The 19,043-nt window shown below is 63.0% G+C and carries 18 protein-coding genes and 1 pseudogene; 14 read left to right on the forward strand and 5 right to left on the reverse strand.

All coding sequences use genetic code 11. The features are described 5' to 3' along the window. Positions 1-63: 63 nt before the first annotated feature. Positions 64-966 (reverse strand): DUF2950 domain-containing protein, encoded by a 903-nt coding sequence (locus tag C8K61_RS13900; RefSeq protein WP_108096846.1) that lies wholly within the window; start codon positions 964-966, stop codon positions 64-66. Between the two features lie 14 nt (positions 967-980). Further along, positions 981-2,267, reverse strand: coding sequence for a DUF3300 domain-containing protein (locus tag C8K61_RS13905; protein ID WP_108096847.1), 1,287 nt, complete (start codon positions 2,265-2,267; stop codon positions 981-983). A gap of 346 nt (positions 2,268-2,613) precedes the next feature. Between C8K61_RS13905 and C8K61_RS13910 the strand changes: the two genes are divergently transcribed. The 5 genes from C8K61_RS13910 to C8K61_RS13930 are packed head-to-tail and all read left to right on the forward strand — an operon-like array spanning position 2,614 to position 7,897. Beyond that, positions 2,614-3,759: an AI-2E family transporter gene (locus C8K61_RS13910; protein WP_108096848.1), complete on the forward strand. Its 1,146-nt coding sequence runs from the start codon at positions 2,614-2,616 to the stop codon at positions 3,757-3,759. 5 nt (positions 3,760-3,764) lie between these two features. Further along, on the forward strand, positions 3,765-5,282 hold the full coding sequence (locus C8K61_RS13915; protein WP_108096849.1) for an efflux transporter outer membrane subunit: 1,518 nt from the start codon (positions 3,765-3,767) through the stop codon (positions 5,280-5,282). After that, on the forward strand, positions 5,279-6,397 hold the full coding sequence (locus C8K61_RS13920) for an HlyD family secretion protein (protein ID WP_108096850.1): 1,119 nt from the start codon (positions 5,279-5,281) through the stop codon (positions 6,395-6,397). The genes C8K61_RS13915 and C8K61_RS13920 overlap by 4 nt, the downstream gene beginning before the upstream one ends. After that, complete coding sequence (locus C8K61_RS13925; protein ID WP_108096851.1) at positions 6,387-7,439, forward strand: DUF2955 domain-containing protein; 1,053 nt, start codon at positions 6,387-6,389, stop codon at positions 7,437-7,439. The genes C8K61_RS13920 and C8K61_RS13925 overlap by 11 nt, the downstream gene beginning before the upstream one ends. Then, positions 7,433-7,897: a potassium channel family protein gene (locus C8K61_RS13930; protein WP_108096852.1), complete on the forward strand. Its 465-nt coding sequence runs from the start codon at positions 7,433-7,435 to the stop codon at positions 7,895-7,897. The genes C8K61_RS13925 and C8K61_RS13930 overlap by 7 nt, the downstream gene beginning before the upstream one ends. A 78-nt stretch (positions 7,898-7,975) precedes the next feature. On the opposite strand, the gene C8K61_RS13935 is transcribed toward C8K61_RS13930, so the two are convergent. The 3 genes from C8K61_RS13935 to C8K61_RS13945 form a co-directional block, all read right to left on the reverse strand. Then, the gene (locus tag C8K61_RS13935; protein WP_108096853.1) at positions 7,976-8,518 is read right to left on the reverse strand and encodes a GNAT family N-acetyltransferase; all 543 of its coding nucleotides are present in this window, start codon (positions 8,516-8,518) and stop codon (positions 7,976-7,978) included. Between the two features lie 227 nt (positions 8,519-8,745). Continuing rightward, positions 8,746-9,630, reverse strand: coding sequence for a helix-turn-helix domain-containing protein (locus C8K61_RS13940; RefSeq protein WP_108096854.1), 885 nt, complete (start codon positions 9,628-9,630; stop codon positions 8,746-8,748). A gap of 7 nt (positions 9,631-9,637) precedes the next feature. After that, positions 9,638-10,177 (reverse strand): kinase inhibitor, encoded by a 540-nt coding sequence (locus C8K61_RS13945; RefSeq protein WP_108096855.1) that lies wholly within the window; start codon positions 10,175-10,177, stop codon positions 9,638-9,640. Positions 10,178-10,399: 222 nt separating this feature from the next. Here C8K61_RS13945 and C8K61_RS27245 point away from each other — a divergent pair. The 9 genes and pseudogenes from C8K61_RS27245 to C8K61_RS13985 all read left to right on the forward strand — a co-directional run. Continuing rightward, a pseudogene (locus C8K61_RS27245) lies at positions 10,400-11,533 on the forward strand (cache domain-containing protein); the annotation flags it as partial. Positions 11,534-11,548: 15 nt separating this feature from the next. After that, complete coding sequence (locus C8K61_RS27250; protein WP_371919995.1) at positions 11,549-12,391, forward strand: methyl-accepting chemotaxis protein; 843 nt, start codon at positions 11,549-11,551, stop codon at positions 12,389-12,391. A 246-nt stretch (positions 12,392-12,637) separates the two neighbouring features. Beyond that, the gene (locus tag C8K61_RS13955) at positions 12,638-13,810 is read left to right on the forward strand and encodes a GGDEF domain-containing protein (RefSeq protein WP_108096857.1); all 1,173 of its coding nucleotides are present in this window, start codon (positions 12,638-12,640) and stop codon (positions 13,808-13,810) included. 64 nt (positions 13,811-13,874) lie between these two features. Next, positions 13,875-14,609 (forward strand): carbon-nitrogen hydrolase family protein, encoded by a 735-nt coding sequence (locus tag C8K61_RS13960; protein ID WP_108096858.1) that lies wholly within the window; start codon positions 13,875-13,877, stop codon positions 14,607-14,609. Between the two features lie 112 nt (positions 14,610-14,721). Continuing rightward, a complete protein-coding gene (locus C8K61_RS13965) occupies positions 14,722-14,997 on the forward strand; it encodes a DUF1652 domain-containing protein (RefSeq protein ID WP_158272506.1) in 276 nt (91 codons plus the stop codon). Between the two features lie 196 nt (positions 14,998-15,193). Next, positions 15,194-15,943, forward strand: coding sequence for an ABC transporter substrate-binding protein (locus C8K61_RS13970; RefSeq protein WP_108096860.1), 750 nt, complete (start codon positions 15,194-15,196; stop codon positions 15,941-15,943). Between the two features lie 104 nt (positions 15,944-16,047). Beyond that, entirely contained in the window at positions 16,048-16,944 is an 897-nt protein-coding gene (locus C8K61_RS13975; protein ID WP_178086453.1) for a LysR family transcriptional regulator, read from the forward strand. 4 nt (positions 16,945-16,948) lie between these two features. Next, complete coding sequence (locus C8K61_RS13980) at positions 16,949-17,854, forward strand: LysR family transcriptional regulator (protein WP_108096861.1); 906 nt, start codon at positions 16,949-16,951, stop codon at positions 17,852-17,854. A 541-nt stretch (positions 17,855-18,395) separates the two neighbouring features. After that, entirely contained in the window at positions 18,396-19,025 is a 630-nt protein-coding gene (locus tag C8K61_RS13985; protein WP_108096862.1) for a glutathione S-transferase family protein, read from the forward strand. Positions 19,026-19,043: the final 18 nt, after the last annotated feature.

A 19,043-nucleotide genomic window follows, 5' to 3' on the forward strand; every position in this document is an offset into this window, starting at 1 on the left:
AAGTCCCAGCGTGCCGAAAATCTGCCGTGCGTCAGCGTATTCGGCCGGACTGCCACGTTCCCATTATTGGCTGGCGGCGGCGTCCTGCGCGTCACTCACTACCTGCCAACTGCTGTCAGGGTCGAAACGCGGCATGGCCAAGGCCTGCTTGGCGCCGTCGGGGCCCAAGTCTTTTTCGAACACCTGGCCATCGTGGCTGATCATGAAACTCATCACCCCGCTGTCGCCGTAAGTCACCGGCCAGGCCACCAGGGCAAAACCACGGCTCATGTTGTTGCCCAGCAGATAGTCGTAGGCGCCGCCGGGCGCCGAAGCCCCCTGGGCGGTCAGGATGCGGTAGTGGTAGCCGTGCCAGCCGCCGTTGGGAAGCCCGTCGACGAATAGCGCGCCCAGGGGACTGTCCGGTTCCCCCTCCTGCTCGGGCCAGTACAGGCCATCGTGCTGCCCCGCGCTGCTAACGAACGTCTGCGCGTATTCGAGGACCCCATCACCGTCGCGGTCGACCTCGGCGTAGTCCATCTGCGCGTCGTGGTAGGCGCGCACCGCCTGCAAGGTGGCCTCTTCGTTGCGGCCGATACGGCGCTCGCGAATCAGCGGCACGCCGGCTTTGGCGTCGAAGCCCCAGCCCTGCTTGCCGTGCACCAGCGGCAGCGGCAATTCCCAGCCCTGCTCGCCCACCGTCAGCAACGAGTAGCCCTCGGCCTGGCTGCGTATTTCGTGCTTTTGCCGGTACAGCGTGAGGAAGGCTTCGACGTCTTCACGCTCCACGCCCACCAGCGGGACATAACGCCGCCAGTCGTCACCCAGCAGGGCGGACAGGCGTTTTTCATCGGCTTGTGTCGTCCCCAAGGCGGCGACAAACGCGTCGGCGGCGGCCTGGGGATTCTGGAAGTGTTGCTGGGCGTGCACGACCGAAGCCGGCAGCACCAGCACGGTCATCAGCGCAAAGCGCATCACTGCATTCATGGCCAAGCTCCTTGTCAGCGCCGCCGGGCGCCACCGCGGTTAGAGGACGCCGCCGGGCGACTGACAGCCTGCCCGCCGGAACGCGCCGACTGCGGCCGCCGGGCCGCCGCCTGGCTGGCTTGCCCGCGTTGCTGGTTGGCGCGCTCGCGATCCGGCGCACGTGCCCCGGCGAACGCGTTGTCGCGGGTGCTGCGGGACGCCGCGCGCGGTTGTTCACGGGGTTGTTCGCGGCGTTGGCTGTGGTCGGTGGTGCGCATGTTGCGATCCGCTGCCTGAGCGCGTTCACGCGCCTGTTTGTTCGTGCTGGCCGGGCTGTCGAAACCCCGTTTTTCGAGGCTCTGGCGCGCACGGTCGCGCTCGGCGGCCGTGTCACGACCGCGCAGGGCTTCGCGTTGGTCGCCATTGGCCAGACGCTGGCCATACTGCTCGCGGCTGGTGCGGTCACGGTAGGGCACACCGTCGCGGTGGGTCGGGTTGTGCTTCCAGGTTTTGTCCTGGACGTTCAGTTGGCGGTTGTCGTTGATGGTGTTGTAGCGGTTGACGTCGATATCGATGTCGCCGTTGTCCCAATTGCAGTCACCCCATATCGAGTCGATAACCGCCACGCCAACGGCAAAACCGATACCGGCCGCCACGGCGCTGCCCAGGTAATAGCCAGGGGGCGGCGGGTAATACACCGGCGGATAGGTGGGGTACGGCCAGGTGCCATAGACCACTGTGGGGTTGTAGCTGGGCACGTAGATCACCTGCGGGTCGGCCGACTCGATGATGATGGTCTGCGTGCTGGATGAGGTGGCGGTGGTCGCCGGCTTTTCGCTGACTTTCTGTTTGTCGTTGGAGCTGAGGTTGCCGGCCTCCTTGGCCTGGCGGCGCAGGCGCTGCACCGAGTCCATCACCGCGTCAGGCTTGGCTAGGAAGGCATCGCCAACCCGCTGCACCCAGGCAGGGTCCTGGCCGAGGGTGACCAGCACCGCCGGGAATGCCACCAGCGATTGCACGCTGGGATCCCACGGTTGGCTGGCCACCTGGCGCACCGCATCGTCCCCCGTAGCCTTTGGATTGGCCTTGGACCAGGCGGCGGCATCGGCGACATCACCGGGATAGGTGGCCGCCATCAGCACCTGCGCCAACAGGGCGTCCGGGTACAGGGCCAGGGGGGCGAGCATCTGATCCAGCTCTTCCACGCTGAACACCTGCTCTGTGGCAGCTGGAGCGGCGGGCTCGGCGGCCCGGATCGCGAACGGCACGGCGGTCAATATGAGCAGTAACGACCACATCGGGATGCCGCGAAGAACATGCATGACGATTCTCCTGTGTCATACAGCTGGGTCGGTGAGGCGTGTTGAACCTGTGGTACGCACAACGCCCCCTGCCTGTTCCAGTCAGGGCGGCGATGAATGAATTGAGCTACGGGCTAGATCGGTCTAGCACAGCATTGCTTACCGTGCAGAAATTCGCAGGTGCGGCAGAATTCAGCGCTGCAGGAGCGGACGGGGCCCGTTTCGTTCAGTGTGCGAAATCGCCAACAAACATCCGTCCGTAAACGCTCGAATCAACCCATTTCATAACTTCATTGGCCCATCTGCCTACCCTCGGCAAATCAGCGTCTATGCTGCCTGCATGCCACGAACAGCAAGGAGCTAGGCGATGTTAGGTTCAAACATTTCCGCAAGGGCGCTATCCGGTGGTTTGCTCGATGTGTTGATTCGCGCCGGACTGATCACGGTACTGGTGCTGTTCTGCTTCCAGATCTTTCAACCGTTCCTCAATCTGATGCTCTGGGCCATGATCCTGGCCATCACGATGTACCCGCTGCACACCCTGCTCAAGCGCAAACTGGGCAACAAGGATGGCCGCACCGCGACCCTGATCGTGGTCGTCGCCCTGGCCTTGCTGATGGTGCCGATCTACCTGCTGGGCACCTCGATCAGTGAATCGGTCAACGGCACGCTGGAAATACTCAAGTCCGACAGCGTGGCCATTCCGCTGCCAAACGAAAAAATCGCCACCCTGCCGCTCATTGGCAAACCGCTCTACGCCTTCTGGTATCAGTCAGCGACTGACATGAGCAGCGTGCTGATGAAGCTGATGCCGTACATCAAAACCGTCGGTTTGACCCTGCTGGGCAAGATGGCCGGGGTTGGCGTGGGCTTTCTGTTGTTTATCGGCGCGCTGATCATTGCCGGTGTGCTGATGGCCTACGGCGACAACGGTGAACGCAGCGCCATTGCCATCGCCACCCGCCTTTCCGGCCCTGAGCGCGGCCGGCGGATTGCTACTCTGTGCACCGCGACCATCCGCGCGGTCGCCCAGGGTGTGGTGGGTATCGCCTTTATCCAGATGCTGCTGGTGGGGGTCGGCTTCGTGCTCATGGGGGTGCCCGGTGCTGGGCTGCTGGCCATGGTCGCGCTGTTGATGGGGATCATGCAGTTGCCGGTGATTCTGGTGACGATACCGGTAATCGCCTATGTCTTTGCCACTGACGGCACCACGCTCGGCACCGTGGTGTTCTGCATCTACAGCCTGATTGCCGGCATGTCCGACAACATCCTCAAGCCCTTGATGCTGGGCCGCGGCGTCGATGTGCCGATGCCGGTGATTCTGATTGGCGCCCTGGGCGGGATGGTCAGCGGCGGCTTCATCGGCCTGTTCATTGGCCCGGTGATGCTGGCGGTCGCCTATCAACTGTTCTGGCAATGGGTCGACGACCAACCGCACATCGAAGTCCTCGATGAACTACTGAGCGATGAACAACCGCGCCGTGAGGCCGCGAACCAACTCCCGCCGGTCTGAGGCGCATGCGCTTGAGGGCGTGCACTGCTCGCTTGAGCCGGCTGCTGCTGTGCGGCGCCGTCGGCCTGGGCGGTTGTGTGCGCCTGGGCCCGGACTTTCAGTCGCCGGCCCAGCCCTGGGTCGAGCACTGGAACACGCAGGCTTTGCAGCAGGCCAGTCAGCACCATTCGCAGCCCGATAGCCGGCAGTGGTGGCACGTATTTACCGACCCGGTGCTCGACCAACTGATTGCCGAGGCCGATGCCCACAACGCCGACCTGGAAATTGCCGGCCTGCGGGTGATGGAAGCACGCGCGCAGTTGGGTATCGCCCTCAGTTACCGCTACCCGCAAGTGCAACAGGTCAGCGCCGACAGCGGCTACCTCAAGCGGCGCCAATGGGGCGGCGACAATCCGCAGGACAACCATCTATGGCAACACAGCGCCGGTTTCGACGTCGGCTGGGAACTGGATTTCTGGGGCCGCTTCAGCCGCGCCATCGAGTCGGCCGACGCCGCCTGGTTCGCCGCCCAGGGCAACTATGAAAACGCCCTGGTGCTCCTGCACGCCCAGGTAGCGCAAACCTACTACGCGCTGCGCACCGCCGAGGCGCGCCTGCTGATCGCCAAGAACAACGCCAAGCTGCAGAAGCGCAGTTATGAGATCACCGAGCGCCTGTTCGCCAGCGGTGACAATGCCGAACTCGATCTGCAACAGGCCAAGACCCAGTACCTCGGCACCCTGAGCACCATCCCCGATTTCGAGGCGCAGGTCGCCAGCACCGGCAATGCGCTGGCCATTCTGATCGGCCGCCCGCCCGGCGCGATGCCGGAACTGCACAGCAACACCGGTGTGGTGCCCTTGGTCGACCGGGCCGTGCTGCAGGGGGTACCGGCCGACCTGCTGTTGCGCCGCCCGGATGTGCGTACGGCAGAAGCGCAAGTCGCGGCGCAGTCGGCGCTGATCGGTGTCGCCGAGGCAGACCTTTACCCCTCCATCAGCTTGTTCGGCAGCATCGTCTGGTCGGCCAATTCGCTCGATGGAACGTCCAACACCCTGGACCTGATCGCTGGGCCGAGCCTGCGCTGGGACGTGTTTGACCATGGCCGAATACGCAACAACGTGCGTATTCAGGATGCCCGCCTGCAGCAGTTAATCGTCATTTACCAGGACAGTGTTCGCCAGGCGGCGCGTGAGGCCGACGATGCCGCGACCGGTCTGCTCAAGGCCCTGGAACGCGAGCGTATCCTCAGCGAAGCGTCGATTGCCGCCGAGCGCTCGGTGGCCCTGGCCAATACCCAGTACCGCGAAGGCTATTCGGATTTCCAGCGGGTGCTCGATGCCCAGGCGGCCCTCTTCGCCCAGCAGGATAACTACCTGGTCAACCGCAACACCGCCATCAACAGCCTGATCGCGCTGTACAAGGCCGTCGGTGGCGGTTGGTACAGCGACCGGCCCCTCCTCCAGCCCGCCACCCGCCAACAGATGCAGCAACGTACCGACTGGGGCAACCTGCTCGATGAAGGCAAGGAAGGTGTCAATTGACTGACCGCCCACAAGACAGGCAAGCAACCGCTCCCGCACCGGCATCCGACCCGAGCAAAAAGGCCGTGAGTGGGGTTGCCGTGCTCATCCTTTTAAGCCTGATCTGGTACCTGCTGGCCGACCGCTACACCCCCTACACGCAACAGGCACGGGTGCAGACGTTTGTGGTTCCGGTGGCGGCGGAGGTCGCAGGCCGGGTCACCCAGGTCAACGTGCGCAACAACCAAGAGGTCAAGGCTGGCGACGTGCTGTTCGAGGTGAACCCGCAGCACTACCAGATCGCCCTCGACCGTGCCCGGGCCGACCTGCAGACCACGCGCAAACAGATCGGCGCCAACACGGCTGGCATCGACTCCAAGATGGCGTCGCTGAACGCGGCCCAGGCCAACGAAGTCATGTCCCGCCAGGACCTGCAACGCCTGGAGCGGCTGTATAAGGAAGACCCCGGCACCATCTCCCTGCGGCGCCTGGAAGTGTCCCGTTCCACCCTCAATGCGGCCGTGGCCCAGGTCGCGGCGGCGCGGGCAGAAGTCGATCGCGCGCGCGAAACCCAAGGTGGCAGCGACGACAAGAATGCCCAGTTGCTCAGCGCCATCACTACTGTTGACAAGGCCGAGCTGGACCTGGCCAACAGCGTTGTGCGTGCCCGCTCCGACGGCCTGGTCACCGACCTGCGCACCGATGTCGGCCAGTTCGCCGCAGCCGGTGCGCCCCTGATGACCTTGATCGCCATCCACGATGCCTGGATCACGGCCGACATGACCGAGAACAACCTCGGCAAGATCAGGCCCGGCACCCCGGTGCGCATCGTGCTCGACACCCTCCCCGGCGAGATCTTCGAAGGCCATGTGCGCAGTGTGGGTTATGGCGTCAGCACCGGCCAGAGCACCCCGGCCGGCACCTTGCCCACGGTGCAGAACAGCCGTGACTGGCTGCGCCCGGCCCAGCGCTTCCCGGTGATCATCGAGCTGGAACCGGGCCAGTTGAGCGACATCAGTGGTATCCGTGTCGGTGGTCAGGCCGAAGTCATGGCGTTCCCCACTGACGGCAATCCGCTGAACCTGCTCGGCCGGTTGTTTCTGCGCGTGATGAGCTGGTTGTCGTATGCCTACTGAGCAACAGGTACGTGCCCGCCGAGCCCTGCGCCTGGCCACGGGCACGGCGCTGTGCCTGGCCGCGAGCTTCGGCTTGGCGCTGCCCATTCCGTTCATCGCACCGATGCTGGCGTTGACGATGCTGGCGGCGATGAATCGACCGTTACCGTTCAAGGCCAGCCTGGGCCTGGCCATGGTGCTGATGGTGACCACCGGCAGCGGCTTGCTGCTGATACCGCTGTTGCACTACTACGCGGCCAGCGGCGTGATGCTGGTAGGCCTGTGCCTGTTTCTGGTGTTCAGGTATGGCCTGAGTGGCGGCAACTCGCTGGTCGCGACCTTTATGGTGGTTGGCTTGACCATGATCAGCGCGGCCGGCGCCAGCGATTTCGACCTGGCCCTGCAGGTGGTTGTCTCGTTGGTGAAGGGCTTGCTCCTGGCGGTCACGGCAGTGTCGATCAGCCACTGGCTGTTACCAGACCCCATCGGCACCCAACCGCCCGCCCCCGCACCGACCTTGCCGGCAGATGAAATCAGCTGGCTGGCATTGCGCGCCGCGCTGGTGGTGATGCCCGCGTTCCTGTTGGCGCTGATCGATCCGGCCAGCTACATGCCGATCATCATGAAGTCGGTCAACCTCGGCCAGCAGAGCACCGTCACCGGTGCGCGCACCGCCGGGCGGGAACTGCTCGGTTCGACCTTGCTCGGCGGCCTGTTGGCGATTCTCTTCTGGTTCGCCCTGGGCCTGTTCGTCAACCTGTGGATGTTCTTCCTGTGGATGCTGCTGTTCGGGCTGCTGGTGGCGCGAAAACTCTATGGGCTGAGCCCTGGCAACTACAAGCCGGGCTTCTGGCTCAACAGCCTGACGACCATGATCATTCTGCTCGGTCAGTCGGTACAGGACAGCGCCGCAGGCAAGGATGTCTACACCGCCTTCGCCATCCGCATGGGGCTGTTCATTCTGGTCACCCTGTATGCCTGTGCGATGGTGTATCTGCTCGACAACCGCCGGCACCGTCGACACACAGGCAATCCACCTACTGAAGAGGGCCAACCATGCTGATCAATTTCCTCGTAGGCCTGCCGGTTATCGTGCTCTGTGTCATGTTGCAGGCGGTGTTCCTGGCCCTGTGTGCGCGGCGTTATGTAGCCCTGCGACGCAAGATGAATGCGAGCCCTTCCAGGGCGGGTGACGTGCGTTTGCTGTCGATGGTCATGGTGGTGATGCTGATCGGCAACTATGTACAAATGGCCCTGTGGGCCGCGCTGTTCCTACTGCTGGGTGAATTCAACGACTTCACCACCGCGCTGTATTTTTCCGGCGTGACCTTCGCCACCCTGGGCTATGGCGACGTGGTGCTAAGCCCACAATGGCGCCTGCTCAGCCCCCTGGAGGCGGCCAACGGCATTCTGATGTTCGGCGTTTCCACAGCGATCATGACCGCTGCCGTCATAGACCTGATCAAACAGAACGCCGCTGGCGAGCAAGAACAACACTCACGGCAAGCGATCAATGAATAGTGGCACAGCGCAATGTGCGAATGGCGTAGCGCAGTTTCCTTCCTTGGTGCGTGATAAAAATCCACCGGATGGGTCGGGTTACGTGCGGCGCCAGTCTTGGTCAATGACCCCGAACTGCAACAAATCATGGAATTCTCCCTGTTTGAAAAACGCCTGTTTGCTCACTCCTTCTTGGCGCAGCCCGGCCTTTTCCAATACCCGCGCCGAGGCGCCATTAACCGCCATGCAGGCCGTGTGCACGCGGTGCACGTTCAGCGTCTCGAAGGCAAAGCCGATAGCCAGCTGCACGGCTTCCGTGGTGTAGCCCTGGTTGCGATAAGGCGCGCCCATCCAGTAGCCGAGATGGCCACTGCGGTGGCGCGGTATTGGCCGCAGGTTGATCACGCCGATCAGTTCTTCCGTGCGCAAAAAGATACCGAACACGCAGTTCTCGTCGCGCTCAGCGGCCAATGCCGAGCGTTCGATGAAGTCGAGTGCGGCGGCACGCGTATAGGGCGACGGCATGCCGGCTGTGTAGGCGGCGACCAAAGGATCGTCACCCAGTTCGGCCAGGCGTGCGGCGTGCTCGGCGTGCAGCGGCATCAGTCGCAGGCGCGCAGAAGTCAGGATAGGCAGGTGCATTCGAGGTGTTCCATGTGAAGAAAAGTGCAGGGCAAGCGGTAAACCGGCCAGCGCACGGCCAAAGGCCGACGCTCAAAAACAGGGCATAGCAGCATCGCCGAATCCGCTCGTTAGCTGTCCAGGTCATCAGTTTTTTTACAATGCAAAGTGGGTACCAATTTGACCCAGTTTGGTCTTGGGCTGCCCGTCATGCTCATCCCCCAGACCAATAACGCTGAACCGCGCGATCAGTACGCTGCAACGGGATCCGGACTGGCAACGACAGGTGCAGAGCTATCGTTAGCCTGTGCTTCCTTGAGCACTGCCGCGCGCAAGTCACGGGGCGAAAGCCCGAAGCGGCTGCGAAAGCGCACCGCAAACCGTGAAGCCGAGGCATAGCCGCTGCTGGCGGCAATCTCGCTGATCTGCCGGCTGCTGGTTTGCAACAACAGCAGCGCTGTACCGAGGCGGACCTCCTCCAGAATCTGACGAAAACTGCGCCGTTCGCTGCTCAGTTGCCGGCGCAGGGTCGACGCTCCGAGGTTGAGTTTTCGCGCTGCCATTTCTACCGTCCAGTCGCTACTCGGCGCACTGATGAGCAACTGCTGCAAGCGCTCACACAACGGGTCGTGACGATCGGCGAACAGCGGCCCGGCCAACCCGGCCAGCGCCAGGCTCAGCAGCACCGCTTCGCCATACAAGGTGCGCAACGCATCTGGCGCCTCGTTGCGCACAGCCAGCAACAGCTGGTTCCATGCCTGGTTTGTGTGCGCATCAAGCGCCACGCACAGCTCGTTGGCAGAACCACGATGGGCAGCCAGCTGCTGCCGATAACGCGCCTGAAAGTCGCGCAGCATTGGCGCCGGAAAGCTGATGGCATCCGCCACGTAGTGGCCTTGGCTACCGGGGATATTGGTGACGCTCAACTCGCAACCTGCCGGCAACAAAACCAGATGCTGAGTACCGCCGCGCATTTCCCGGCCGTCCCAGTGCAAGACCTTTTCCCCTTGGCGAATGCGGCACAACGTAGTGCTGAACACCGTGACTCGCTGCAGCACATGGCGCTGGCGAGCCTCGATGACACAGGCAGCAATACGGCTTTCGAGGTGCGAAATGCCAACAGCGGAGTTCATGGGGTGGTTAGCGTCCGTACACAGCGGTGAGTGTCGCTTTGCCCAGTACATTGGCGTTCAACATGTAGCCCACAAGGGCGCCACTGGCCTGGTTGTCGAGCGGCAGTTTAGCGACTTTGAGCGCCCATACGGTGAATTGGTAGCGATGGGGTTTATCCCCCACTGGCGGGCAGGCGCCACCAAATTGCGCGCTGCCAAAATCGTTACGGCCCTGCACGGCACCCGCTGGTAACTGCTCGCCCACTCCGGCGGGAAGCGCGTTGGTGGTGGTCGGCAGATTCACCAGCGTCCAATGCCACCAACCGCTGCCGGTTGGCGCATCAGGGTCATAAACAGTGATGGCAAAACTTTTCGTTCCAGCCGGTGGATTGCTCCACGCCAGCGCCGGTGACAGGTTGCCGCCCTCGCAGCCAAATCCCTGGAACACCTGGCGCTTATCGAGGCGGCGGTTTTCAGCAATATCCGGGCTGCTCAACGTGAATGCCTGCGCCTGCGCCAGACTGGCAGCAGCAAATGCGACAGCGCTGATCAGGAAACGAATGTTCATGGGTTCACCTGGGTAACTGAATGAGCCGATATTTTATTAATCCAGATAAAACCGCACTGTGCCGAAACGCTCGGCGACTGTGCTGAAACGCTCTTTGTGAGCGGCAGCCAGGCTTTTTGAGCGCCAATATCAACGCGTTTGCAGGGGTTTGTTGAGGCGCTATTCAGCAATTGCGCCGCGTGCCGATAACCACAGACAGCCCACTCTTGCGGAAAACGGCACATGTTAAAAACTATCCAGGCACGTTACACGGCCACGCTCGTGCTCTTTGTTTTGCTCATTGGGGCACTCACTGCGCTAGGCATCAACCTGTGGATTACGCCGAGCCTTACCGCTACCGACCAACGCCAGTTGATCGCTCAGGCTTCGGAAATCGGTGAGGTGATCAAAACCGAGTTGGCCCGCGTGCAGGCCCAACAGCGGGTAATTACCGAGACCGTGCCGCAACTGGATAACGACAGCATCGACCGCCTGTTGCCCTCATTGGTCAACCAGTACGGTGAGGCCAAGGTGTTTGGCGGTGGCATCTGGCCGCTGCCGAACAAGCGCGAGGCCGGGCGGGCCAAATACAGCACGTTCTACCACCGCGACAGCAGCGGCAAACTGATCGTCAACACCCATTGGAACTCTGCCGAGTCGCTGAATTATTTCGAGCAGCCCTGGTTCCTTGGCGGCCTCAAGGCTCCCGCCGGGCAATGCAACTGGGCCAATGCCTATCGCGATGACGCCAGCCCCGAGCCACGTACCAACTGCGCCATGGCGATCAGCAAGGATGGCGCCGCCTTTGGCGTGTCGACCATCGACGTCACCCTGGGCTTTTTCAACGACCTGGTCGCGCAGAAAGAGCGCGAAGTGCATGCCCTGCTGATGATTGTCGAAGCCGACGGCAAAGTGCTCAGCAACCAACCGGAGATCTCCGGCAACAACGTGCTGAAGAATGTGTCGGACCTGGCTGGGCAATACCCCTTTGCCGCCGCGGTGCAGCGCGCCCTGCAAAAACCGGCGAGCGGCGAGCTCAGCCATAGCACCTATGAAGACGCCGACGGCGAAGACTACAACCTGTTTGTGCAGCCCATCGAGGGCACGCCATGGCTGCTCGCTGTCGCCCAGCAGACCAGCGTACTGACGGCGCAAAGCAGCCACGTACTGAGCACGCTTGCCGCCATTCAGATTCCGATGGTGATCGTGCTGCTGTTACTCACCGTGTTCGCCCTCAGCCAATTGATGAAGCGCCTGGCTGTGCTCAAAGCCAACATCGACAAACTGTCGGCCGGCGACGCCGACCTGACCCAACGCATCGTCATTCGCGCCGACGACGAGGTTGGCGCGGTGGGCGAGTCGGTGAACCGCTTTATCGTCTACCTGCAGAAGATGGTCAGCGAAGTGTCCGAGTCGTCCTCGGTGATCGCCCAGGGCATCGAGCAACTGCGCGGCCAGTCGCGTGGCACCAACCAGATTCTGCTTCGCCATGCGAGCGAGACTGACCAGGCCGTTACCGCGATTACCGAGATGAGCTCCACGGCTGATGAAGTGGCACGCAGCGCCGCGCAAACGGCGAGCATGACGCAGACCGCCAACGAAAACGCGCGTCATTCCAAGATTGTAGTGGACGACGCCTCCAACAGCGTTCGCGATTTGATCAGTGAAGTGGAACTGGCCACCGACAAGGTGCGCTCCATGGAGGAAGACGCCGGGCGTATCAACTCGGTGCTCGGTGTAATTGGCGCAATTGCCGGCCAGACCAATCTGCTGGCGCTCAACGCCGCTATCGAAGCAGCCCGTGCCGGCGAGCAGGGCCGTGGCTTTGCGGTGGTCGCCGATGAAGTGCGCGCCCTCGCCGGCCGCACCCAGGCCAGTACCTCCGAGATCAACGAGATGTTGGCCAAGCTGCAGCAAGGCGTTAGCGCCGCCGTGGTGGCCATGGAAAAAACCAAGCAAAGCTGCCAGGCCACAGTCGACAAAACCTCCAAGGTCAACGAAGGCCTGGACGTGATGACCGAGTCGGTGGTGCGCATCAACGACCTGAGCACCCAGATCGCCACCGCCGCCGAGGAGCAAAGCGCGGTCAGCGAAGAGATCAACCGCAACATGGTTGCGGTTCGTCATATCGTTGAGGAACTGGTGTCCGGCGGCAGTGAAAGCGAACGCAGCACCGCCGCCCTGGCGGCCTCCAACGACAAGCTGATTGCCGTAGTGCGCCGCTTCAAGGTGTAACCGAAGGGACGGTTGCTGGGCTGCGTGCCCGGCAACCCACGGGCGCTACTGACGCCGACCCAGTCATGGGCCCAGTTGCTGGCGGACGCCGCCAGGCCTGCGCCATAACGCTGGCCGATTGCCTTCACCGGTTCGATGCGACTAGGATTTGCCGGTCAAAACAGCCCTGCCGATTTCCGTGAAAGCGTGCGCTCGTCGCCCCTTCAGTGCTGGGCCCCTATTGCTGTTCTCCACGTGCGCGAATCCATGGTCACCACCGTCATCCTCGGCATGCTCTGCGTGCACTTGCTGTGTTTTTGCGTGATGTTCCTGCTCATCAGCTCACGGCTGAATGGCAAGAAATTGGGCATGGATGTGTTCGCCCTGGGCAACCTTCTGCTGGGCCTTGCCTATACCTTGCAGTTGCTTGGCGGCCCGGCGCACTGGAGCCTCATCGAGGTGGTCAACCATACGATGACGCTCTGCGCGCCGGCTGCCTATGTGCTGGGAGCCTTGCGCTTCTTCGGTCGCCAGGTTCCGGTGTGGCGGCCACTGCTGACGCTGGCGGTGGTCTACTCGGCACTGCAGGTACTGGTGCAATGGCTGCTCGGCGGCGAAGCTCGCCATGCGTTGCTGGCGCTCTCCTGCGCGTTGCTGTTCCTCGGCATGGTGGTGGCGTTGCTCTACGCCGGGCGCACCGTGGCCAAGGACTTGCGCGCTGAGATGGTGGTGTTTGCCATTTTGATCAGCGGCATTGGCGCGCTGAACGCGGCGAAGTTTGTGCTGATTCTTACCGATGGCCTGGCGGCGCTGGACCTCAACACCCGCTTTCAAACAACCTTCTATATCTACATGTCCTTCCTCGGCACTGTGATGCCACCTGGCGCGGTGTGGCTGGTACTGCGCCGCCTCACCGATGAGCTGCGCAACATGGCCGCGCACGACCCGCTGACGCATTTGCTCAACCGCCGCGGGCTGATGGATGGCCTGGCCGCGCACTTCCGCTCGCGAACGGCGGGGCCGGCGTACCTGCTGATTGTCGATATCGATTATTTCAAACGGATCAATGACACCTACGGCCACACCGTTGGCGATCAGGTGCTCGGCCATGTCGCCGAGCTGCTCAACGCCAGCGCCCGCCAAGGCGACCTGACGTGCCGGCTGGGCGGCGAGGAATTTGCCCTCATCTGCCTGGACACCGACAGCGCGGGCGCCCTGCAACTGGCTGAGCGCATGCGCACGGCCATTGAACACAGCCAGGTACCGGGCATCAACCAGCACCCAGCGATCCGCTGCACCGTCACCGTCGGCGTCTCGGCTGCCTTCACCAGCGCACAGGCGCTTGACCAGGCCATGCAGCAAGCCGATGCCGCGCTGTACCGCGGCAAGACCTCAGGACGTAATCGGGTGGAATGGGCGAGCTCGCAGGCAGTCGGGTAGAACCTGCTCGCGCTTCGCGGCACCGGACCCGAGCAATTACCAACACGCTGCAAAAGGAATGCAAATGAAGCTAGTCGCCGCGCAAATCGCCTCCTACGCAGGCAACCTCGAGGCAAATATCCGCAAGCATGTCGCTGTCGTTGAGCGGGCTGCCAACCTCGGCGCTGACGGGATATTTTTCCCTGAACTGTCGCTGAGCGGATATGAGCCCACGCTGGCCGAGGCGCTGGCCATCTTGCCGAGCGATGACCGCCTGGAGGTGTTTCAACAACTGAGCGAGCGCCTGGGCATATTGATCGCGGTGGGCGCGCCGACACGCGCTGATGCGGGGGTGGCGATCAGCATGATCACCTTCCAGCCAGGGCTCGCACGTTGCACCTATTCCAAGCAGCAGCTGCATGCCGATGAGCTGCCGTTTTTCACCCCCGGCACCCAGCAACAGCTGTTCGCTTGCGCGGACCATGTTGTGGCGCCGGCCATTTGTTATGAATCCTTGCAAGCCAACCACGCCCAGCAGGCGGCAGACGCCGGGGCGCAGGTGTATTTCACCAGCGTGGCCAAGTCCGAGCGCGGCGTGGCGGCTGCGTACAGTCACTATCCGGCTATCGCCAAACAGCACGGCATGACGGTGTTGATGGCCAACTGCGTGGGGCCGGCGGACAACTATGTGGCCGCCGGGCAATCGGGTGTCTGGGACGCTCAGGGTGATTTGCTGGTGTGTGCCGATGCCAGCGCAGAGGCACTGGTGCTCTACGATTCGAGTGCCGGCACAGGCGAAGTAGTGGGTCTATCGGGCTGACGTAACGACACCCTCAAGCCGTGATCAACGAAAAGCCCGCCCTCTTCCCAGGCCAACGGCCCACCGAATGGCCTATCCTTGCCGCTCAAACCCGTTAAGTGCCGGAGTTCAAATGGCCAAGATGACCTTTCCCTACGCGTGCGCACGCTTGAAGGAATATTTCTATCCGATGGGCTTTGAGGCCGTTCTGGATTCGCCCTCCACCATGACCGCACGCGTCTTCGACTCGAAAACAGGTGAAGACTTGGCGGTCTTAGCCGGGTTGGCGTGGGGGCCCTCAACCACGGAAGCTGACCTTGTCGATATCACTGAGTTGCTTGATCAGGAGATGCACGCGCAGGAGTTTGTTCACGTGCCCATGAAGAGCGACTCGATAACGGATGGGTGACGGCAGATCAGCCTCGATGGGCTTTAAAACCCGTGAGCGCCTGGGTTGGCAACCGACGGGGCCGGGGTTGTTGTTTGATGTGGCGAGCGGCCTGGCGCGTGCGGGTTTGACGCCTTGACAGGTGCAGGTTGGGTGCCAGCGTCTACGCTTGTCCTGCACCCCGCCTGAACCACCCACCGAGTACCCCGCACAACCCGTGAAGTATTCGACGCTCACTGCCGCCCTGCTCTGCCTGGTGCTTGGCCCTGCTGCCACAGCCGCGCCCTATCAGGTGGTCACCGAAGAGTGGGCGCCGTACAACTACGTTGAGAACAATCAGCTCACTGGCATGGCGACGGACATCGTGCGCGCCATCATGCAGCGCACCGGCGATGACTTCGAAGTGCTGATGCTGCCCAGCATGCGCGCCGGCCTGGCGCTGCAGAGCCGCCCCCATACCATCATGTATTCGATGTTCCGCACCGCCGAGCGCGAGCCGTTGTACAAGTGGGTGGGGCCCATCGTGGAAGAGTCGATTCACCCCTATCAACTGGCCAATGGCCGACCGCCGCTGTATTCCCTGGAGCAGTTGCAGCAGGTGGAAAAGATCACCACCCGCCATGCCGGTCTGATCCCGGAAAAACTGCGCGCCATGGGCTTTCGCAACCTCGACCGCAGCGCCAACGAAAGCCAGCAGTTGTACCGCATGCTGCTCGCCGGTCGCACCGAGGTGATCATCGGCGACACCGATGCCGGAGTGGCCTACTACAGCCGCCAATTGGCCATCGCACCGGGCGTGCTGCAGCAGATACCGGTAGAGATTCATCGCTCATCGCTGTACATCGCCTTCAGCCGCGACAGCGACGACGGCTTGGTTGCCGCTTGGGCGGAGGCCCTTGAACAGCTGCGTGCAAGTGGTGAGCTCAGGCGGATTCAGCAGCGCTACGAACAGCCAATCTTGCCGTGAGCCGCACGCACCTGCGCCGATAGCGGACATTCCCTCGCCGACCCATTAGGCTGTGCATTTTGCGAACGCTGACGCGGGTGATGGCTGTGGACAGGTTTCAGGAAATGAAGGTGCTGTTGGCCGTGACCGAGGCGGAAAGTTTTGCCGGCGGCGCCAAGCTGTTGGGCATGTCGCCGCCCAGCGCCACCCGTGCGATTGCTGCGCTGGAAAGCCGACTGGGCACGCTGCTGCTGGCGCGCAACACGCGCAGCCTGCGCTTGACCGAGGCCGGGCGGCGTTATGTGGAAGACTGCAAACGCATTCTGGCCGAGCTCGAAGAAGCCGAAGAGCTGGCCGCCGGCAGCACCCTGCGACCCCGCGGCAGCCTGACGGTGACGGCGCCGGTGATGTTCGGCGAGCTGTATCTGATTCCACTGATCACCCGCTACCTCGCCGAGCACACCGAGGTCACGGTGAACGCCTTGCTGGTGGACCGCTTGGTGCATATGGCCGAGGAAGGGGTGGATGTCGGTATCCGCATCGGCAAGCTGCCAGAGGGGAATTTTCATGCCCTCAAGGTGGGCGAAATCCGCCCGGTGGTGTGCGCTGCGCCAGCCTTTCTCGACCGGGTTGGGCGGCCCACACAACCACAGGATCTGGCCAACGCGCCGATCGTGATGTCCTCGGCCAGCACCCTGCTCACCCATTGGTATTTCAGCGGCCCGGACGGCGTCACCAATCTGATACCGCAACCGCGCCTGGTGGTCAGTTCCAACCAGGCCGCCATCAATGCCGCGCGCCTCGGCTGGGGCTACACCTGCGTGCTGTCCTATCAAGTGGCCGAGGCGGTGGCCAAAGGCGAACTGGAAATTGTGCTCGCCGCCTTTGGCACCGCGGCGCTGCCGGTGCATATCGTTTACCAGAGCGGCAAACAGCTGCCGGCTAAAGTGCGCACCTTCGTCGACTATTGCCACAGCCAGCTGCTCGGCGACCCCGCCCTGCAGCCGGTCGGGGCGGCGTAAAACCATGAGCCGCTACCAGCAGCTGGCGGTGTTCGCCAGCGTGGCCGAGTTGGGCAGCCTGTCTGCCGCCGCCCGCGAGCTGGAGCTGGCGCCGGCCACCGTGTTGCGCACCGTGGCGGCGCTGGAGGCTCGCCTGAATGCCACCTTGTTAGTGCGCAGTCCGCGGGGCGTAAGCCTGAGCCCGGTGGGCGAACAGTTCGCCGCGCGTTGCCGGCAGATTCTGCAACAAACCGCCGAGGCCGAACGCTCGGCCGTAGGGCTGCACAGCCATGTCGCCGGGCAACTGACCGTGGCGATGCCGCTGCTGATGGCGCACCAGGTGTTCATGCCCCTGGCTGTTGAATACCTCGACGCATTTCCCGCCGTGCAGCTGCTGACCGAAACCCGCGAAAGCCTGCCCAAACTGCTCGAAGAAGGCCTCGACGCCGCCCTGGTGGTGGGCCACCTGGCCGACTCCTCGGGCTTTGCCGTGGAAGTGGGCAACGTCCGCCCGATCATGTGCGCCGCCCCCGCCTACCTGGCGCAATGGGGCCACCCGGAGTCGCCCGAAGACCTGCGCCAACACCGCACCATCCTCGCCACCGCCAGCGGCCACAGCCCCGAATGGCGCCTGCACAGCGGCAGCACCACCCGCACCATCAGAACCACCCCGGTGCTCACCTGCAGCACCCAACAAGCCGCCATTCAAGCCGCCGTCGCCGGCCTGGGCCTGATCCGCTGCCTGAACCACGAAGCCCACCAACAACTGCAAAGCGGCCAACTGCGAGCCATCCTGCAACCCTTCAGCGCCCCCGCCCTGCCCGTCCACCTCCTCTACCGCGAAGGCCGCAAAGCCTGCGGGCGCCTGCGCACCTTCATCGACTTCGCCGTCCCACGACTGCGAAACCACCCCGCCTTGCGCGACGAATAAACAGCCTAAAAGCATCGCGGCTGAAGCCCCTCCCACAGAAAAAAATCGAGCAGGCACCACGACTTTTGATCTGGCTTGTGATCTGGCTTGTGATCTGGCTGTTGATCTACCCGCCCCATGGGCGCAGGCCGAGCGGAGTCGTTGTGCAGGGGGTCGAGCGGCCGGGAGCCGCGAGAGGTGTGATGGGCCATGGATGGCCCGTCTCACCGGCCCCCGGAACGACGACGCAGCGAGGGGACCCGCAGCGCAGCGTAGGGCCAAGGTTGGGGCAAGCGTTTTGGTTACTTTGCCGCGACTGGCAAAGTGACTCGCGCGTAAGGCGCGAAACAAAACGCCCAGCGCACGCGACAAAGAAGAACAACACCGCTCGCCAGAGGATCGCTTAGGGCGCGTAAGCGCTCTGCGTACAGCACGCCCCTCCCCCTTTATTGCAAAAACTGAAATTAACGATTGCCCAACCTGGCAATTCTGCCCACCCACGCACAAGCGCAGGATGGCTCCACAGCGTGACACCCCGTCCACGCCCCACGGAGCCACCCCCATGCCACAGTCCCCGATCAAACTCTACCGCCACCCATTGTCCGGCCACGCCCACCGCGTTGAACTGCTGCTCTCCCTGCTCAACGTCCCCACCGAACTGGTATTCGTCGACCTGGCCAAAGGCGCCCACAAGACCCCGGAATTTCTCGCACTCAACCCCTTCGGCCAAGTGCCGGTCATCGACGACAACGGCACCGTCCTCGCCGACTCCAACGCCATCCTCGTCTACCTCGCCAACCAGTACGGCGAAGGCCAGTGGCTGAGCGCAGACCCGGTCGCCGCTGCCCAGGTACAACGCTGGTTGTCAGTCGCCGCCGGGCAAGTCGCCTACGGCCCCGCCGCCGCCCGCCTGATCACCGTATTTGGCGCAGCCTTCAACGCCGAAGAAGTGATCCACCGTGCCCACGTACTGCTGACCATGATGGAAAGCGAACTGGGTACCACGCCCTTCCTCACCGGCAACCAACCGAGCATCGCCGACGTGGCTAACTACGCTTACATCGCCCATGCACCGGAGGGCAACGTATCGCTTGCGGCCTACCCGAACGTGCGCGCCTGGCTGCAGCGCATTGAAGCACTGCCAGGCTTCGTGCCGATGCAACGCACCGCCGCAGGCCTGCAGGCCAACTGAGTACGAACTGAAGATCAG

The organism is Pseudomonas sp. GV071, from assembly GCF_003050835.1.
Lineage (GTDB): Bacteria > Pseudomonadota > Gammaproteobacteria > Pseudomonadales > Pseudomonadaceae > Aquipseudomonas.

Coding starts and splice junctions, on each gene's coding strand:
- C8K61_RS13910 (WP_108096848.1), top strand. CDS start 2,614: ATGTTAGGTTCAAACATTTCCGCAAGGGCGCTATCCGGTGGTTTGCTC.
- C8K61_RS27250 (WP_371919995.1), top strand. CDS start 11,549: ATGGTCAGCGAAGTGTCCGAGTCGTCCTCGGTGATCGCCCAGGGCATC.
- C8K61_RS13955 (WP_108096857.1), top strand. CDS start 12,638: ATGGTCACCACCGTCATCCTCGGCATGCTCTGCGTGCACTTGCTGTGT.
- C8K61_RS13940 (WP_108096854.1), bottom strand. CDS start 9,630: ATGAACTCCGCTGTTGGCATTTCGCACCTCGAAAGCCGTATTGCTGCC.
- C8K61_RS13925 (WP_108096851.1), top strand. CDS start 6,387: ATGCCTACTGAGCAACAGGTACGTGCCCGCCGAGCCCTGCGCCTGGCC.
- C8K61_RS13980 (WP_108096861.1), top strand. CDS start 16,949: ATGAGCCGCTACCAGCAGCTGGCGGTGTTCGCCAGCGTGGCCGAGTTG.
- C8K61_RS13975 (WP_178086453.1), top strand. CDS start 16,048: ATGAAGGTGCTGTTGGCCGTGACCGAGGCGGAAAGTTTTGCCGGCGGC.
- C8K61_RS13915 (WP_108096849.1), top strand. CDS start 3,765: ATGCGCTTGAGGGCGTGCACTGCTCGCTTGAGCCGGCTGCTGCTGTGC.
- C8K61_RS13965 (WP_158272506.1), top strand. CDS start 14,722: ATGGCCAAGATGACCTTTCCCTACGCGTGCGCACGCTTGAAGGAATAT.
- C8K61_RS13985 (WP_108096862.1), top strand. CDS start 18,396: ATGCCACAGTCCCCGATCAAACTCTACCGCCACCCATTGTCCGGCCAC.
- C8K61_RS13900 (WP_108096846.1), bottom strand. CDS start 966: ATGAATGCAGTGATGCGCTTTGCGCTGATGACCGTGCTGGTGCTGCCG.
- C8K61_RS13905 (WP_108096847.1), bottom strand. CDS start 2,267: ATGCATGTTCTTCGCGGCATCCCGATGTGGTCGTTACTGCTCATATTG.
- C8K61_RS13960 (WP_108096858.1), top strand. CDS start 13,875: ATGAAGCTAGTCGCCGCGCAAATCGCCTCCTACGCAGGCAACCTCGAG.
- C8K61_RS13935 (WP_108096853.1), bottom strand. CDS start 8,518: ATGCACCTGCCTATCCTGACTTCTGCGCGCCTGCGACTGATGCCGCTG.
- C8K61_RS13945 (WP_108096855.1), bottom strand. CDS start 10,177: ATGAACATTCGTTTCCTGATCAGCGCTGTCGCATTTGCTGCTGCCAGT.
- C8K61_RS13930 (WP_108096852.1), top strand. CDS start 7,433: ATGCTGATCAATTTCCTCGTAGGCCTGCCGGTTATCGTGCTCTGTGTC.